Origin of the sequence: Shewanella abyssi (assembly GCF_023284025.1) — a bacterium.
Lineage (GTDB): Bacteria > Pseudomonadota > Gammaproteobacteria > Enterobacterales > Shewanellaceae > Shewanella > Shewanella abyssi.
In genome coordinates, this window is sequence record NZ_JAKIKR010000028.1 from 41,558 (window position 1) to 60,429 (window position 18,872).

The window sequence follows — 18,872 nt, forward strand, 5'->3', positions numbered from 1 at the left end:
GGTAAGCATTTTTTTGTGCTAATTATCTTATCATAAAGCCTTAGGCTTAAGCCTAGCATTATTGTGTTATTGTTTTAGAATTGTTCGACTTTTTATGACGCGTTATGACAAAACAGCAGCTATATTCATAGGGTTAAACCTGATAAAGTGTCAGTAATCTACATCGGTTAATAGGTTTGATTTTTGCCATTTTCTCTTATTGATGGTTGGTTTACCCAGGCGCGCTTTTGTTTATCGCCACACTTTAACTCGCGACCGTTAAATGAGGTCAGCTTATTAGTGGTACACAATATAAGCATGCCAGCTGGCCGTTTTGGTTTGCCTTATATCGACCAGCTTTTTCAGGGCTGTTTGGATCTGAGTGCTGATAGTAGCTTTAATGATTTGCAGGGGCTGCAAGTGTCGGCGCACTTTTTGATTCGACGTGACGGCGAGCTGGTGCAATATGTGTCCTGTGATGACAGGGCTTGGCACGCGGGAGTATCCCAGTATGACGGGCGCTCTGGCTGCAATGACTTTGCAGTAGGCATCGAACTCGAAGGCACGGATGATATCGACTATACCGATAAGCAGTATGTCTGTTTGGGGCAGTTGGCTGGCAAACTCATGGAGTCTTACCCCAATTTAACAGCGGACAGAATTGTCGGACACAGCGATATCGCACCAGGGCGAAAGACCGACCCCGGTAACAGTTTTGATTGGCAACGCTTTAAAGGCTTGCTATAGCACCGTTTGAAACACTTTACGGATTAGAAGATCGAGGATGGACAATCTATGGCGTTATTTTCATTACTAATCGCAATTTTTGTGGAGCGCATGCGCTTACTGCCAGACGCTTGGCAATTTGATGTGATCTTATCGAAATACCATCAAGCACTGTTTGGCGATAAACAAGTTCGTTCCATCTTAATGATGGCGTTGGCGCTGCTGTTGCCAGCACTATCAATTCATATACTCTCTTGGTTTATATCCGGCATGTTCTGGGGGGCTATTAGCCTAGTACTCTGGGTCGGGGTGGCGGTGTTATGCTTTAGCCATAATCAACAGAGACAAGCATTTAAGCGTTACATTCAAGCGGCTTGCCGTGGCGATACTCAGGCGTGCTTTAACTATGCGGCTGAGCTAGATTCGAGCCGATGCCTTGAATCTGTCAGTGAACAAGATCTTGGCGAGCGAGTGGGCCAGAGTGTGGCTTGGATAAACTATCGCTATTACGGCGCGATTGCGTTGTATTTAATCTTGCTGGGTCCGGTCGGTTCAGTACTGTACTGCACTGTGCGCTTTTATAGTGAACAGAAGCGTAATCGTCAGCTTGATCTACCCTTGGTGGATCCTCTGTTATTTGTGCTTGATTGGATCCCTAGCCGAATTTTCGCATTTGGTTATGTGCTCAGCGGTCACTTTAGACAGTCGATTTCAGCTTGGATTAGCCTAGCTTTTAATCCTAAGTCCGATGCCAGAGACATTATTACCAAGGTGGCTACCGAAGCGGAAACACTGCCTGAATCATCTTCGGCACCGGTTTGCGTACAATCGACTATTGCACTGTTACAGCTCAGTAAGCGTAATTTTATCCTGCTTATTACCGCATTATCGCTGTTGACTATTTTTGGCGTCGTGAGTTAGAACCGCTAGACGCTCATCAGTATGAGGAGGGCTCACCATTGGTGAGCTGCTCCTTTTTTCGATTGGCTGTCATATCAGCTGATATTATATCGATCCCATTGAATCCTGCATCTTCAGGTAGGATGGGTATATATCGATCCACTCAAGATAACCCTGAGCAAGTTGCAAATACCTCAACTGGGACATTGGTCTGACCCCTTGTTGATAAAAATCAGCTATGCTCACACATCGCGCATGAATATGATGCAGATCACTTGCTAGACAACTAAAGTGTGATTTGATAAAGTGCGCCCAGTCAATTAAATTGGTAAGACCAATTTACAATAGGAGCTGAGGGCCATATGGCTTATAGCAAAATAAACCAGCCAAAAATATCTGACGTCATCATGGGTCAGCTGGAACAGATGATCCTGGAAGGGAGTATCCAACCAGGTCAGAAGTTGCCACCTGAACGTGAATTGGCGCTGCAGTTTGAGGTATCACGCCCCTCTTTGCGTGAGGCTATTCAAAAGCTAGAAGCAAAAGGCTTGTTGATGCGCCGCCAAGGTGGCGGTACCTATGTAAAAGAGCAGTTATGGCAAAGTCTTGCGGATCCCATCGTTGAGTTAATGCATTCTGATCCAGAAAGTCAATACGACTTGCTGGAGTTTCGTCACGCCACTGAAGGCATGATGGCTTATTTTGCAGCGCTTCGTGGTAACGACGCCGATATGCAAAATATCAAGCGCACCATATTAGAGGTGGAAGCGGCAGAAGAAGTAGAAGAGCAAGCGAAGGCGATTGTACGTTTTTATCTCGCTATCGCCGAAGCATCTCATAACGTGGCCATGTTACACCTAGTACTCAGTTTATCCCCTGTGCTGCATAAAAACGTGGCGCAGAACTTAGAGCTTTTAAGCCGACGCGAAGAAGCCTCTACTATGGCGAACGATCACCGGCTAGCATTGCTCGCTGCCATCGTCCGTCGAGACCCAGAAGCAGCTCGCGAAGCTTCCAATGAACACCTAAGTTACATTGAAGAAGTGATGTTGTCTGTAAGGGAAGAAGATAGCCGGTTGCAGCGTAGTCTGCGCCGCTTAAAAAGTGGTCACTAGGCACTAAGCCAAGCAGCACTTTATTCATATAATTCATTATTAATGTATATAGGGAAGGACAGCGTCATGTCTGAACATATGCTACACGATTTAGATCCACTAGAAACTCAAGAATGGGTAGATTCACTGCAAGCGGTATTGGAGCAAGAAGGCCCTGAACGCGCGCACTACCTATTAGAGCAGCTGATTGATAAAGCGCGTCGTAATGGTACTCATCTACCTTATAAAGCGACGACGGCATACTTGAATACAATCCCTTCAGGCCAAGAGCCACATATGCCAGGCAACCAAGAGATGGAGCGCCGTATTCGCGCTATCGTCCGTTGGAATGCCTTGGCTATGGTGCTACGTGGTTCTAAGAAAGATTTAGAGCTAGGTGGTCACATCTCAAGCTTTGCTTCTAGTGCCACCATTTATGACGTTTGTTTTAACCACTTCTTCCGCGGTCCGAATGAAAAAGACGGCGGCGATTTGGTTTACTTCCAAGGCCATATCGCACCAGGTATCTATTCACGTTCTTTCCTTGAAGGGCGCATCACTGAAGATCAGATGAATAACTTCCGTCAAGAAGTTGATGGGAAAGGCCTACCTTCATACCCGCACCCTAAGTTGATGCCTGACTACTGGCAGTTCCCGACGGTTTCTATGGGTCTGGGTCCTATCCAGGCGATCTATCAAGCACGTTTCCTTAAGTATCTTACCGATCGCGGTATTAAAGATTGCTCTGAGCAAACGGTTTACTGTTTCTTAGGTGATGGTGAGTGTGATGAGCCTGAGACATTAGGTGCTATCGGCCTTGCTGCACGTGAAGAGCTGGATAACTTATGCTTTATTGTTAACTGTAACCTACAGCGTCTTGATGGCCCTGTACGTGGTAACGGTAAGATCATTCAAGAGCTTGAAGGCGAATTCCGCGGCGCAGGCTGGGAAGCGGTTAAAGTGATTTGGGGTCGTTATTGGGATCCACTACTTGCCCGTGATACTAGCGGCAAGCTACTGCAGTTGATGGAAGAAACCGTTGATGGTGAATACCAGAACTGTAAAGCTAAAGGCGGCGCTTATACCCGTGAACACTTCTTTGGTAAGTACCCTGAAACTGCCGAAATGGTCGCCAATATGTCAGATGATGACATCTGGCGTCTAAACCGTGGTGGTCATGATCCGGTTAAGATTTTTGCTGCACTGCAGCATGCTAAAAATACCAAAGGTCGTCCAACCGTTATCCTTGCTAAAACCGTTAAAGGTTATGGTATGGGTGATGCGGGTGAAGGTAAAAACATCGCCCACAACGTGAAGAAGATGGGGATTGAATCCCTTAAATACTTCCGCGATCGTTTCAATATCCCAATTAGCGATGATCAGCTAGAAGATATTCCCTTCTATCATCCTGGCGCTGATTCAGAAGAAGTTCAATATCTTAAAGCGCGCCGCGCCGAACTACATGGTGCGATACCTACTCGTCGTCAGAAGTTCTCTGGTGAGATTGAAGTGCCATCATTGAAGATCTTTGACTCCGTCCTTAAAGGTTCAAATGGCCGTCAGATCTCTAGCACCATGTCATTTGTTCGTATTTTGACCGCGCTGCTAAAAGATAAGAAAATTGGTCAGCAGATCGTACCGATTATTCCAGATGAAGCGCGTACCTTTGGTATGGAAGGTCTATTCCGTCAGGTAGGTATTTACGCTCATGAAGGGCAAAAATACGTGCCACAAGATTCTGACCAAGTCGCTTACTACCGTGAAGATAAGAAGGGCCAGGTACTGCAAGAGGGGATTAACGAGCTAGGGGCTATGTCATCTTGGGTCGCAGCGGCAACGAGTTACTCAGTTAACGACACGCCGATGATCCCGTTCTATATCTACTACTCAATGTTTGGTTTCCAACGCATTGGCGACATGGCTTGGGCGGCGGGTGATATGCGTGCTCGTGGCTTCATGATCGGTGGTACATCGGGTCGTACCACGCTTAACGGCGAAGGTCTACAGCATCAAGATGGTCACAGTCATGTTTTGGCTAACACGGTTCCAAACTGTATCTCTTATGACCCAACCTACGGTTATGAAATTGCGGTTGTAGTTCAAGACGGTATTCGTCGTATGTATGGTGAGCAGGAAGATGTTTTCTACTACCTAACCACAATGAACGAAAACTACGAACAGCCAGCAATGCCAGAAGGCAGTGAGGAAGGTATCGTTAAAGGTATCTACAAGCTTGAAACGCTACAAGGTAGCGGTAAAGGCTCGGTGCAGTTGATGGGCTCGGGTACCATTCTAGAGCAGGTGCGTAAAGCAGCAGTCGCACTATCAAAAGACTTCGGTATCTCTGCTGATGTTTATAGTGTCACGAGTTTCAACGAGTTGACGCGTGATGGTCAAGCGGCTGAGCGTTACAACATGCTGCATCCGACTGAAACACCAAAAGTGCCGTACATCACTGAGGTGTTGTCTAGCGATGCACCAGCGATTGTGGCAACAGATTACATGAAGATTTACGGTGAGCAGCTACGTGCCTATATCCCAACCGATTACAAAGTGTTGGGTACAGATGGTTTCGGTCGTAGTGATAGCCGCGAGAACCTGCGCCATCACTTTGAAGTTGACGCTAAGTTTATTGTTATCGCTTCACTTAAAGCCCTTGTTGACCGTAACGAACTACCTGTTGATGTGCTCACTAAAGCCATCAAAGACTATGGCATCGACGTTGACAAGATCAACCCACAGTACGCGTAAGAGGGAAACAAAATGGCAGAATTAAAAGAAGTTTTGGTTCCTGATATCGGTGGTGATGAAGTTCAGGTTATCGAGATCTGTGTTGCTGTAGGCGATACGCTGGCAGCAGAAGAGTCAATCATTACGGTTGAAAGCGACAAAGCAACTATGGATATTCCAGCACCTTTCGCTGGCGTGTTAAGCGAGCTTAAAGTGGCCGTCGGCGATACCATATCAGAAGGTAAGTTGATTGCGATGATGTCTACCGCAGCAACATCAGCTCCAGCAGCTGAAGCACCGGTTGCTGCTGCAGCCGTTGCCGCACCGACTCCAGCCCCCGCTGTTGTCGAAGCGCCTGTAGCCGCTGCAGCACCTGCTGGCGCAACACAGGTGATTGAAGTCGCGGTTCCGGATATCGGTGATGCCAGTGATGTTGAAGTCATCGAAGTCTTAGTGGCTGTTGGTGACAAGATTGAGGTTGATACTGGACTGATTACCTTAGAGACGGATAAAGCGACCATGGAGGTGCCTGCACCTACAGCGGGTATCGTTAAAGCGCTTAAGGTGACCTTGGGTGACAAGGTCTCGATGGGTTCTTTAGTGTTGATGCTAGAAGTTGGCAGTGCCGCTCCAGCAGCATCAGCGCCAGCAGTCGAGGCTCCCGTTGCCACGCCAGCTCCTGCTGCAAGCGCTCCTGCTCAGGCAGCCAGCAAACCGCCGGTACCGCATCATCCAAGCGCGGGCACCCAGCCTAAGACGGGTGCGGTACATGCTTCACCTGCAGTGCGTCGTTTAGCACGTGAATTCGGTGCAGACTTGACTCAGGTTACCGGTTCTGGTCGCAAGGGTCGTATTCTTAAAGAAGATGTGCAAGCGTTCATCAAGTATGAGCTTAGTCGTCCAAAAGCATCGGCTGCAACTGCCGTTGCTGGTGGCGCGGGCGGATTAAACGTGATTGCAGCACCTAAAGTTGATTTCGCTAAGTTTGGCGAAGTTGAAGAGGTGCCGTTAAGTCGTATTCAGAAAATATCTGGCCCTAATTTGCATCGCAACTGGGTGACCATTCCCCATGTGACCCAGTTTGATGAAGCCGATATCACTGAAATGGAAGCATTCCGCAAAGAGCAAAACGCGATTGCTGCGAAGAAGAAAGCGGATTATAAGATCACGCCTTTAGTCTTTATGATGAAAGCGGTTGCTAAGGCGCTAGCTGAATTCCCTGTGTTTAACTCAAGTTTAAGCGCCGATGGTGAGTCACTGATAAAGAAGAAGTACTTCCATATCGGTGTTGCCGTTGATACGCCAAATGGCCTCATGGTGCCAGTGGTTCGTGACGTCGATAAGAAAGGCATTGTTGAGTTATCGCGTGAGTTAATGGATATCTCTCTGCGTGCCCGTGATGGCAAGCTTAAGTCTGCCGATATGCAAGGCAGTTGTTTTACTATTTCAAGTCTTGGTGGTATTGGTGGTACGGCATTTACGCCTATCGTTAACTATCCTGACGTAGCTATTTTAGGTGTGTCTAAATCTGAAATTAAGCCGAAGTGGAATGGTAAAGAGTTTGAGCCTAAGTTGATGCTGCCACTGTCATTATCTTACGATCATCGTGTTATCGATGGTGCGATGGCGGCGCGATTCAGCGTCACGCTTTCAACCATTCTCAGTGATATTCGCACGCTTATTTTGTAAAGTTGAAGGCTGCTCATGATGAGCAGCCTTTTTTCTGTTACGACTAGGATTGTGATCAGTATCAAACAAAGGTTAAAATGCGGCCACCTACAAGATTTGGCCCCACTTTATCGTTGAGACGGTGCTCCCGCCAACGACATAAAAACAATAGAGGAAGACATGAGTAACGAAATCAAAACTCAGGTAGTTGTACTAGGCGCAGGCCCTGCAGGCTATTCAGCAGCATTCCGTGCTGCAGATCTAGGTCTAGATACTGTCATCGTTGAACGCTTCAGCACATTGGGCGGCGTTTGTTTAAACGTCGGTTGTATCCCATCTAAAGCACTGCTTCATGTTTCTAAAGTGATTGAAGAAGCAAAAGCTGTTGCCGCACACGGTGTTGTTTTTGGTGAGCCGAAGATTGATCTTGAAAAGCTTCGTGGCTTTAAAGAGAAAGTGATTGGTCAGCTGACTAGCGGATTAGGCGGAATGTCTAAAATGCGTAAAGTTGACGTTGTAAATGGTTTAGGTAAGTTCACTAGCCCAAATACCATGGAAGTAACCGCAGAAGATGGCACAGTTACAGTGGTTAACTTTGACAATGCGATTATAGCTGCGGGTTCTCGTCCTATAAAGCTACCTTTCATTCCCCATGAAGATCCACGCATCTGGGATTCGACTGACGCGCTTGAGCTTAAAGAAGTGCCTGGTAAGTTGCTGGTTATGGGCGGCGGCATCATCGGTCTGGAGATGGGTACCGTTTACTCATCTCTTGGTAGCGAAATCGATGTGGTTGAGATGTTTGACCAAGTCATTCCTGCTGCAGATAAAGATGTTGTTCGGGTATTCACTAAGCAGATCAAGAAGAAATTTAACTTAATCCTGCAAACTAAAGTAACTGCAGTTGAAGCAAGAGATGACGGTATCTACGTCACAATGGAAGGCAAGAAAGCACCAGCTGAACCTGTTCGTTACGATGCAGTTCTTGTGGCTATTGGTCGTTCTCCAAACGGTAAAGGGCTAGACGCAGAGAAAGCAGGCGTCAATGTTGATGAGCGCGGTTTCATTAATGTTGATAAGCAGATGCGTACTAACGTAGCTAACATCTTCGCTATTGGTGACATCGTTGGTCAACCAATGCTGGCACACAAAGGTGTACATGAAGGTCATGTTGCTGCTGAAGTTATTTCAGGTCTTAAGCACTTCTTCGACCCTAAAGTTATTCCATCAATCGCCTATACAGACCCAGAAGTCGCGTGGGTTGGTCTAACTGAGAAAGAAGCAAAAGAGCAAGGTGTTGCTTATGAGACTGCGACTTTCCCTTGGGCTGCAAGTGGCCGTGCCATTGCGTCTGATGCCAGTGAAGGTATGACTAAGCTAATCTTCGACAAAGAGACTCATCGTGTTATCGGTGGTGCTATTGTGGGTGTTAACGGTGGTGAATTACTCGGTGAAATTGGCCTAGCAATTGAAATGGGTTGTGATGCTGAAGATTTAGCATTAACCATTCATGCGCACCCAACTTTACACGAATCAGTAGGGCTTGCTGCAGAGATGTATGAAGGTTCAATTACTGACTTGCCTAACCCTAAGGCAAAAAAGAAAAAGTAAGTTATTTTCTAATAAACTTAGCGCTCTAATGAGCGCTTTTTTTATGCCTATAGCCCAGTAAAGTGGGAGTTTGTCCAATCAAAGCGTGATTCCGTGTTATCTAAATGATACATTCAAGTTAATCTAAAAAAGCCTGATATACCAATGAGAATAACAATCATAAAAAAATGGTTTAGCTTTGTCATATTATTGATTAGTTGCTCCGCGCCGGCACTCGCTAGCGGGGTAGTTCAACGTATTTTTACCGCCAGTGATGGACTCATTAACGGTACTGTACTGGACATTAGTTTTGATGCCCATGGTTTCACCTGGCTTGCCACAGAAGAGGGTCTTTACCGTGTTAGTAGCACCAAAATTAGAAGGCTCGATCAGGTTGGTTTAGACTCCAAGCTGAGTGACAACTTGATTCATTTAGTTTCCCCTTTAAGTCAACGTCATCTGCTTGTTAGTAGCTTCTACGACATCTACCTCTACGATATCTACGCTAATACTTTTACTGCTTTTGGTAGTAGTACTCTATTTCCTGAGTTTGCAGGTCTAGGGATCATCTCGCAAATTGAAGATGACAATGGCAAGCGAATTATACTGACTAGAGAAGGTGAACTACTGCGTTTTGATTACGCCAAAATGACCCTAGAACGGATTAACTTTTTAAGCAGTAATCAAGATTCCCCTTGGCGTGCCTTGTCAGCCATTTCAGACAATCGATTGCTGCTGGCTACAAAGGGGCAGATTGAAGTTAGAGATAAACAGGGTCAGCGGCTTGCAGTACTGCCTTGGATAGATAGTTACGGTCAGATTAAGCAGGTTTTTAGAGATTCTAACCAGCGGGTTTGGATAAGTTCAAGCAAAGGCTTTTTTGAGCTAATGCAACAAGACTTATCGATCCGTCAGGTATCACAGCTGCCCTATTACACGACCCATATTGCCGAAGATAAAAAAGGTTTTCTTTGGCTGGCAACTCGATCCGGTCTGTTTAAATGGTTGCCAGATGCAGCGTCTGGGCAACTCTATGGTAACGAGATAAAGCAAAAGTCGAATATCGATTATATACACGATATCGCGGTTGATGAAACTGGTCTTATTTGGATTGGTGGTTCAGGTGATGGGGTTGCCGTATTAGCGGATAAAGCCGATTTTTTACTAGATCAGTTTAGTGAAGCTGCACCCTATCAGCTACCTGATGAAGTCATTTGGTCTATCTACGCGGATAAGGAGGATATGTGGTTAGGCACTGATGCTGGGTTATTGCTCATCGACAGGCAAACTAAAAATTCCTATTTTATAACGCCCAAGAATATTGATCTAAATGACAGCATCTATGGCATTGATCCACTGGATGAGCAAAATATATTGCTTTCAAGTACTAATGGGCTCTCGGTTGTTAATAAAAACACTTTTCATACACAAACGTTCGGCGAGTGGATGGGGGGCACGGGCAGCCTTCAGAGTAAAACAGTTTACGACACCTATTTTGATACCCTCATCAAGGGACGTATTTGGTTCGCTACCAACAGGGGGGTATTCTTTTGGGACCCTGGCTTGGCAGAGCCTCAGTACGTCAGCTTGAGTGCTGATAATAGTATCGCCCAGTTACAGATTATTAAGTATGTAAACCGAGATAGTTCACAGCGATTGTGGCTGGGGGGTGATCGATTACTCGGATATCTCGATAAACAAAATAATTATCATGCCGTAACCGCTCCGCTAGCACAAGGGTTGGGCAAGACTTCGGTTAATACCATGAAAGAGGTCGAGGCGGATCTTTTTTGGATTGGACTCGAAGATCGTGGCGCTATTGAATACAACTCGCAAACTGGCCATGTTCGCTCTTTGACTGAAGAGTGGAAAATCAACTGTAATAGTGTGTATTTTATTGAAGAGGTTGGACAGTATCGCGTTATAGGCTGTCCACGCACGATTATCCGTTTCGACACTTTGACTGATGAGATTATTGTTGTTGCCGCTGAAGATGGCTTTATTAGTGATGAGTTAAACGAAGGGGCGGTGTTTGCTTCTGCTGAAGGGCTCTATGTCGGCACGCCAGATGGTGCCATGCTATTAGATGTTGTTAAGCTTAAGAGCCGCACAGCGAGAGATACTATCTTACTCGAGTCGATGGAAGTCTACTTCGAAGATCGCACCGAAATAAGCTTAGTACCGCAAGACGGTCACCGTATTTTACCGGGCGCGCTGCTGGTGAGTTTTCAACTGGCTCGTCACAACTACCTCGACGAAAAACCACTACAACTGCAATACCGCTTGCGTCGCGCTGCAGATAAAACCGGTGGTAGTTATATCTATCTTGATGGTCAATCCCAGTTAAATATTTCAGGCTTAGATGCAGGTACCCACGTACTTGATATCATTAGTTTACAGAATGAGGTTTGGTCCGCTACGCCTTTTTCATTCGCTTTTAAAGTGGAGATGTACTGGTGGCAAACCCCTTGGTTTAAAGGCCTCTTACTCGTTGGGGTATTACTGCTAGGGCTTGGGGTTATTGTTATCAGGCAGCGGCAGGTGATGGCTTTCAAAAGGATTAACTTAGCGCTTACAGAGAGTGAGAATAGATTAAAACAGGCATTGAAAGGCAGTAACTCTGAGCTATGGGAGTGGCATCTAGAGACGGATATTTTTAGACTAGAAAATGGCGGCGGATTTTTTAATGGCGAAGGTACTCAGGTGTGCCTTAAACTCGGTCAATTTCCTATTCATAGTGAAGATAAAAGCAACGTGCTTAGTGCTTGGAAGGATATGCTTGCTGAGCGCACCGATCGCTTCGAAGTCGAGTATCGCTTCATGCAAAGCGATACTGTATGGAGCTGGGTGCGGGTGTTAGGTCGACCAGTTGAACGCAATAGTGTTAACGGTACCATTGAGCGCGTTGCTGGTATCTATACCGATATTACCGAGCAGCGCCAGCTCAAAGATGATGTTTATTTACTTGCTCAAGCATTTGAAAATACAACAGAGGCAGTGCTGATATACGACAGAGACGAGCTGATCCAAGTGACCAATAAGGCCGCGCAAGATATTTTGGGCTTTGATGATAGCAGGCTAATTGGTCGGTCTTTTTCAGAAGTATTGCAGGGTAAAAAGTCGGGGACTCATATTGCAGATCTGTTGCAACACGGCTTGAGCTGGACCGGTGAGAGCACTGTGGCGTGCGCCAATGATCAGCAGTGTGCTGTTTGGCTAAATGTATCATCTATTTTGAATGCTAATGGGGAGGCGACCCACTATGTTGTGGTCTTTTCCGATATCACCGCTCGCAAACGTACTGAAGCTGATCTGCGTCGTCTCGCAAATTATGACGTACTCACAGGTTTACCAAATCGCTCTTCGTTTTCGGGCAAACTATCACAGTCAATTTATCAGGCTGAAAAAGAGGGTGGTAACCTCGCTCTGCTATTCTTGGATTTAGATCGCTTTAAACACGTCAATGATTCTTATGGTCATAGCATGGGCGACGCCTTGCTTGTTGAAGCGGCAAACCGTTTGCAAGCATTTGTCACTAATGACAATGTGCTATGCCGTTTTGGTGGTGATGAGTTTGTTATCTTGCTCCGTAGCGACACCGGTATTGACAGTATTAATCAGCTTTGCGAGCAATTATTGGCAAGCATAGAAAAACCGTTTGATCTTTATGGGCGGGAGTTTTATATCTCAACCAGTATCGGCGTCAGTCTGTGGCCTGAAGATGCGAAGCAGCCAGAGACGCTGATCAAGAATGCCGATTTGGCCATGTATCATGCTAAAGAGGAAGGCAAAGGAAACTTTAAGTATTACTCTCAAGAGCGTAATGCTGAGGCACTTTATCATTTACGACTAGAGGCCGATCTACGTAAAGCAATTGAAAGGGATGAGTTTGAGCTTCATTTCCAGCCACAAATAGATATCTTACAGAATGATAAGCTCGTCGGGGTGGAAGCCTTACTGCGTTGGAATCACCCGAAAGATGGCTATGTGCGCACCGATATCTTCATTAAAGTTGCCGAGGCATGCGGGCTGATCGTTGAAATTGACCGTTGGGTTATGCGTGAGGCCTGTCGCCATGGTGCGCGTTGGTCGGTAATTTTAGATGAACCGCTTAAAATCTCAGTCAATATCTCAGCGCTGCATTTTCGTCAGCCAGATTTTATCCAAGGTGTCGAAAAAAGTTTATCTGAAACAGGAATGCCCAATCGTTCACTATCGCTAGAGATCACTGAAGGCGTATTGATGAAAGAGCTTAAAGTGGCGAAGCAACATCTAAAAGAGCTCAAATGTTTAGGGGTGGATGTGGCGATTGATGATTTTGGTACAGGTTATTCCTCCTTGGCCTATTTACGTCATTTTGAAGTAAATACTCTGAAAATCGATCGCTCCTTCCTTATTGATATTGCGACTAATAAAGCCGATCAGGCCATTGCTAGCAGTATTATTGAGCTAGCAAGAAACTTAAAGTTAGATGTTGTCGCTGAAGGGGTTGAGACCCATGAGCAGTTAGAGCAGGTCTTTAGCCGTGGTTGCTATGTCATCCAGGGTTACTACTTTGCCAAACCGATGTCATGCATTGACTTAGATGCTTACATGGCGTTACAGCCAAAAGTGAGTTTACAGCGCCAAACAGAGCAACTTATGGCACCTAGTGAGCTTGCACAAGTTAATTAAATACCCTACGTTAAAACATCATTAGAAGAGTTGAATAAGTCATTATGATACATAGAATTATTATTCTTTGTTTGCTGGTTTTTTTTCAAACATTTGTTAGCGCCACAGAGCGGCCTAAGATAGGTCTAGTACTGAGTGGTGGTGGCGCAAAGGGTGCGGCACATATTGGTGTACTTAAGGTGCTTGAAGAGAAAAATATTCCCATTGATTACATCACTGGTACCAGTATTGGTGCTTATGTTGGAGGCATGTACGCACTGGGTTATAGCGCTGCCGAAATAGAAGCCATTATGATGAATACCCATTGGGATAAGGGTTATTCAGATACCATTCCCCGTGAACAGCTCAGCTTTAAAGATAAAGAGATCCGTGACAAATATAATATCCCAGTCAGCATCGGTTATAGCGATGAACAAGTCAAAATGCCTGCGGGTTTATTGCGTGGTCAGTCAATGTCGCAACTGCTACGAAGCTCGACTAACTTGGTGCAGCAGTTTGGCCACTTCGATGAGCTTTCAATCCCGTTTAGAGCGGTGGCAACTGACTTAGCGACCAGCCAAGCGGTGGTGTTAAGTGAAGGCAGCCTAGTAGCGGCAATGCAGGCCTCAGCGTCAGTTCCAGGTGCACTTCAGCCTGCAGTCATTAACGGAATGTTATTGGTTGATGGTGGTATCGCCAATAATATGCCGATAGACGTGGTTAAAGAGATGGGCGCAGATATTGTTATTGCGGTGGATATTGGCTCGCCACTTGTCGGTAAAGAGCAGCTTAACAGTACCATTGCGGTGCTCAATCAGCTTTCAACTATCCTCACCAATGCCAGCGCAGAGAGGCAAAAAGCGTTATTGTCGGATGAAGATATCCTGATCCGGCCTAATATAGGTAAGTTAAGTACCACTGATTTCAGCATCATGCCTATCGCCTTACCTTTAGGCGAAATTGCAGCGCGAGCGCAATTAGCTAAGCTCGAAAAATATAGCATCTCTAAGCAGGAGTTTAGTGAATACCTTGCTGCCAAGCGCAGTAAAAGCAAGTTATGGCTCAATGAGTTGAATCGGCCATTGATTAAAGTCATCTACGACAACGACTCTAAAGTGAGTGAGAAGTTACTTGCCGATAGCCTCAATCTAGATGTTGGTGATCATGTCACCGTCGATTCCTTAGAAGCGGGAATTGCGCGGGTCTATTCATTGGACAAATTTGAGCGTGTTGATGCTGAGTTTACCGACACCGCTGATGGGCGAGTGCTCACCGTTACCACTAAAGCAAAATCTTGGGGGCCGAACTATTTCCAGTTAGGCTTTAGTTGGGAAGATGATTTTAGCCTCGATTCAGTCATCTCACTGGATGTGGCGTACACCATGACAGACTTGACCGAAAATGGCGGCGAATGGCGCAATGAGATCTCGCTCGGGTTTGACAAATTATTAGGCTCTGAGTTTTATCAGCCTTTGTCCAAAGATCAAGATTACTTTAGTCGTGCCCGGGTTGAGTATGAGCTTAAAGATTGGGGCTTCTTCGAAGATAACAGCCGTATTCTTGAGCTGAAACAAACAGCTTATCGAGCAGAGGTGGGTATCGGTTGGAATTATACCCAAAACGGTAAACTAGAGGTCGGTTTGTTGGCTGAGAACGGCAGTTTAGAGAATGAACTTTGGCAACTTGGTACGGTCGATTACGACGGCTACGGTGGTTACTTTAAGTTTGCCTATGACGATCTCAATAGCATTAACTTCCCGACATCGGGTAATCGCTTTACCTTAAATATGTACCTTCGAAAAGAGGGTTATGATCAAGATATTACCTCTGAGTCCTCTGACGTTTCATTGCAAATTGAAGCAGATTGGCGTGGCGCCGTCGGTGTTGGTAACCATGCATTTGTCGGTATCGCCTCCTTTGCAACAGTGGATAAAGAGGGTGCTTTCACGGTCAATGTGTCTGAATTGGGTGGTTTTTTAAACCTTTCTGGTTACCATAAAAATGCCCTCTATGGCTCACATAAAGTGTTTGGGGCTTTTGTATATCAATATGATTTAGGGCGCGATGTATTAGGCATGACTGAGTACCCACTGTACTTAGGGACGAGTCTTGAGGCGGGTAACGTCTGGAATCAAAAAGATAACGTCTCATTAGATGACCTTATTTATGCCGGGAGTATTTTCCTAGGTATAGACACTAGCGTTGGGCCAGCAGCATTTGGCTTTGGCGCGTCAGATGATGGTGAGAAAACGGTATTCCTGTTTCTCGGTAAGAACTGGTAACTGAGAAAACAGTGGCCGTAGCGCTGGAAATAACAGCATAAAATGTGACAAGTTTGAGCATATACCAATTCCTATAAATAGCTGTTCATTCAGCGGGAATTCAAAGCCCTGTAGGTAAGGGCTGTATTTGCTCCTGCAATACAGACATTCGCCACATCCATGTGGCTCGCGGATGATTGAAGCTAATAGTTATTCTATATCGAGAGCATCTAACGCAGCATACAGAGCTTTGCCATCGCTTTGAACATCAGCCACACTACGTGAGCTTCTCAGAACTTTCACTGTGGCGTTGCATTGTCTTAAAAGGGAATAACCATTTCTTTAACGATGCGGCTAACATTGAAGAGCCCTGAGAAAGCTCTGAATTGAACACATATTTAGCGGAATTGGTATTTTTAGTCTAAACATAGTGAGCTATATGAATTAAACGATTGTTTTTACGCTATCTAAAAGCAGCTTTTAAAGGATTAAATCGGGGATGAATATGAATAAGGTAAGTCAATTAGCGTTGTGTATTGCATTAACATTAGGCGTTGCCGCCTGTGGTAGTAGCGATAAAGAGATCATTGCTGAAAGTACCATGTCTACTGTTGTTTCAGGTGTTGAAAAAGCCAATTTTGATCCAGCTGTTCGTCATCAAGACGATTTTTACTACAGCGTCAATGGCACTTGGTTAGCGAACACACCGATCCCTGCTGATAAATCCAATTACGGCTCATTTTCGGTTCTGTATGAGCAAAGCCAAGAAGCGTTGAAGATAATTATTGAGGCCGCAGCGGCTAAGCCAAACAAAGTTAAAGGCAGCAGTGAGCAAAAGGTGGGTGACTTCTATGCGAGCTTTATGGATATCGACGCGGTAGAAGGCTTAGGGATCTCACCCCTAAAAGATCAGCTGTCAGATATTGCCTATGCATCGACTCACAACGATATCGCGACCCTGATGGGCCGTTTATTGGTTCATGGTTCAACGGTTCCATTCGGTTTTTACGTCAATAACGATGCTAAAAATTCGAGCCAATATGGGGTTTATCTCTACCAGTCAGGCCTGACTTTGCCAGACAGAGATTATTACCTAAAAGATGACCAGAAATTCGCCGCCAATCGTGGAGCATTAAGCCAATATGTCGATGACTTGATGGCCAAAGCGGGCTATAGCAATCCAAAGCGTGCCAGTGAAAGCGTAGCGAAAATCGAAAAATTTATTGCCACAAGTCAATGGAGTCGTGTTGAGTCCCGTGATGCCAATAAAAGTTACAACAAGATGGACCGTCAACAGCTGCAAGGCTTAGTTGCAGGTTTCGATTTTGTGCAATTTTCTGCGGGTGCCGATATAGACAAGGTGACGGACGTGATTGTGCGTCAACCCTCTTACTTTGAAAAATTTGGTCATCAGTTTAGCCAGTTTAGTGTGAGCGAATGGCAGGATTATTTAGCGTTTCATCTAGTCGATGATTACGCAGAGTTGCTAAGCAAAGACTTCGTCGATCTTCATTTTGCCTTCCATGGTAATACTTTAATGGGTATTGAAGAGCAGAAGCCGCGTTGGAAGAAAGGTGTCGATGCCGCTGATCAAGTCATTGGTGAGTTGGTAGGCGAAGAGTATGTTAAGCAAAACTTTAAGCCCGAAGCGAAAGCTAAAATGGAAGAGATGATCCAAAACTTGATTAAAGGTTTTGAAGTCAGTATCAATGAACTGGAGTGGATGACACCCGAAACCAAAGTCGCAGCTCAAGAAAAATTGGCGAAATTTACCTACAAGATTGGCTATCCAGACAAGTGGAAAGATTACACTGCGCTAGACATTGAAGCCAATGACTTGGTGGGTAACTACCAGCGTTATGCACAATTTGAGTATAAAACGATGCTTGCCAAATTGGGTAAGCCGATTGATCGTACTGAGTGGCATATGACGCCGCAGACGGTAAATGCTTACTACAGTCCGGTAATGAATGAAATTGTGTTTCCAGCGGCAATCTTGCAGCCGCCATTCTTTAATATGGACGCCGATGATGCGATTAACTATGGCGGTATTGGTGCGGTAATTGGCCATGAGATCAGCCATGGTTTTGATGATCAAGGGGCTAAATATGATGGTGACGGTAACCTGCGTGACTGGTGGTCCGATAAAGATCGTCAAGAGTTTCAAAAGCGTGGCGCGCAGCTATCGGCTCAATACGCTGGCTATGAAGCGATGCCGGGTAAATTCGTCAATGGCGACTTAACCTTAGGTGAAAACATTGGTGATTTAGGCGGATTAACGGTCGCTGCGCGCGCTTATGCGATGACTCTTAATGGTAAGCCGTCGCCTGTTATTGAAGGTTTAACCGGTGAGCAGCGTCTGTTTATTGGTTGGTCGCAAGTGTGGCGTCGTAACTATCGTGATGAAGAGCTAGGTCGCCGATTGATGACCGACTCCCATTCACCAAGTCATTTCCGCGCTATGGGTACACCACGAAATATCCCCGCTTTCTATGAAGCATTTGATTTGAAAGAGGGCGATAAGATGTTCTTAAACGAAAGTGATCGGGTTAAGATCTGGTAACGCTATCTTTAATTAGATATCGATCTAAATAAGCCCATCATGTGATGGGCTTTTTATTGAGTGTCTCTAGTGTCGAAAGGCAATTACGATTGAACATTTGTGCTCGCTATGACGGCGTTATGTCTTCAGTTATAGGGCATATAGTTTGAGTTTTTCGTAACTCGCTATTGGACAAAAGAGAGTTACCTTTATGCAAAGGTGGTTCCAATGACCTGCGGTCGGCATATGTGCAGATACTGCTGAGGCTCGCCGCAAGCACGTCCTTGTGGGCTCAACGAAAACGTCCTGTTTCCGAAGGCCTCAACCGCATCTACACTGGTTTTAAAAGCGCAATCGTTTAGCATTTGAGTTTTCAGTTTAAGACTAAAAAATTAGATAGTTAATCTATAGCTGACAAGTAACACCCATCTTCCCCGTTGGAAATTTTGCTGTTTAAATTTCGCCGGGGCGCTGAGGGATTGACTCTTATGAAATCAACAGCGGGTACAAGCGCTTTACCCCTTGGCTCAGGTGTGGGCGAAGCACCACGACTTTGACTTTGATTTGGACTTGGAAAAACAATAGCTGATAGAGCTAAACCGTTTTGGGGCAGAAGAGAGTTACTTTCAGGCACTAGTGGTTCCAATTGCCTGCGGCAGGCGTATGTGCAGACACTGCTGAGGCTCGCCGCAAGCACGTCCTTGTGGGCTCAACGAAAACGTCCTGTTT

General features: G+C 45.5%; 9 protein-coding genes. All 9 read left to right on the forward strand.

Annotated elements, in window-relative coordinates:
- Positions 1 to 183: 183 nt before the first annotated feature.
- The 9 genes from ampD (at position 184) to L2755_RS13185 (ending at position 18,164) form a co-directional block, all read left to right on the forward strand.
- Positions 184 to 726, forward strand: coding sequence for a 1,6-anhydro-N-acetylmuramyl-L-alanine amidase AmpD (gene ampD, locus L2755_RS13145; RefSeq protein WP_248981148.1), 543 nt, complete (start codon positions 184 to 186; stop codon positions 724 to 726).
- A gap of 48 nt (positions 727 to 774) precedes the next feature.
- On the forward strand, positions 775 to 1,626 hold the full coding sequence (ampE, locus tag L2755_RS13150) for a beta-lactamase regulator AmpE (protein ID WP_248981149.1): 852 nt from the start codon (positions 775 to 777) through the stop codon (positions 1,624 to 1,626).
- A 341-nt stretch (positions 1,627 to 1,967) separates the two neighbouring features.
- Positions 1,968 to 2,720: a pyruvate dehydrogenase complex transcriptional repressor PdhR gene (pdhR, locus tag L2755_RS13155; RefSeq protein ID WP_248981150.1), complete on the forward strand. Its 753-nt coding sequence runs from the start codon at positions 1,968 to 1,970 to the stop codon at positions 2,718 to 2,720.
- A gap of 66 nt (positions 2,721 to 2,786) precedes the next feature.
- Entirely contained in the window at positions 2,787 to 5,450 is a 2,664-nt protein-coding gene (gene aceE, locus L2755_RS13160; protein WP_248981151.1) for a pyruvate dehydrogenase (acetyl-transferring), homodimeric type, read from the forward strand.
- Between the two features lie 12 nt (positions 5,451 to 5,462).
- Positions 5,463 to 7,118, forward strand: a complete 1,656-nt coding sequence (gene aceF, locus L2755_RS13165) for a dihydrolipoyllysine-residue acetyltransferase (protein WP_248981152.1) — start codon at positions 5,463 to 5,465, stop codon at positions 7,116 to 7,118.
- A gap of 159 nt (positions 7,119 to 7,277) precedes the next feature.
- Entirely contained in the window at positions 7,278 to 8,708 is a 1,431-nt protein-coding gene (gene lpdA, locus L2755_RS13170) for a dihydrolipoyl dehydrogenase (protein ID WP_248981153.1), read from the forward strand.
- 144 nt (positions 8,709 to 8,852) lie between these two features.
- Positions 8,853 to 13,361 (forward strand): EAL domain-containing protein, encoded by a 4,509-nt coding sequence (locus L2755_RS13175; RefSeq protein WP_248981154.1) that lies wholly within the window; start codon positions 8,853 to 8,855, stop codon positions 13,359 to 13,361.
- A 44-nt stretch (positions 13,362 to 13,405) separates the two neighbouring features.
- Positions 13,406 to 15,622, forward strand: coding sequence for a patatin-like phospholipase family protein (locus L2755_RS13180; protein ID WP_248981155.1), 2,217 nt, complete (start codon positions 13,406 to 13,408; stop codon positions 15,620 to 15,622).
- A gap of 484 nt (positions 15,623 to 16,106) precedes the next feature.
- Positions 16,107 to 18,164 (forward strand): M13 family metallopeptidase, encoded by a 2,058-nt coding sequence (locus tag L2755_RS13185; protein WP_248981156.1) that lies wholly within the window; start codon positions 16,107 to 16,109, stop codon positions 18,162 to 18,164.
- Positions 18,165 to 18,872: the final 708 nt, after the last annotated feature.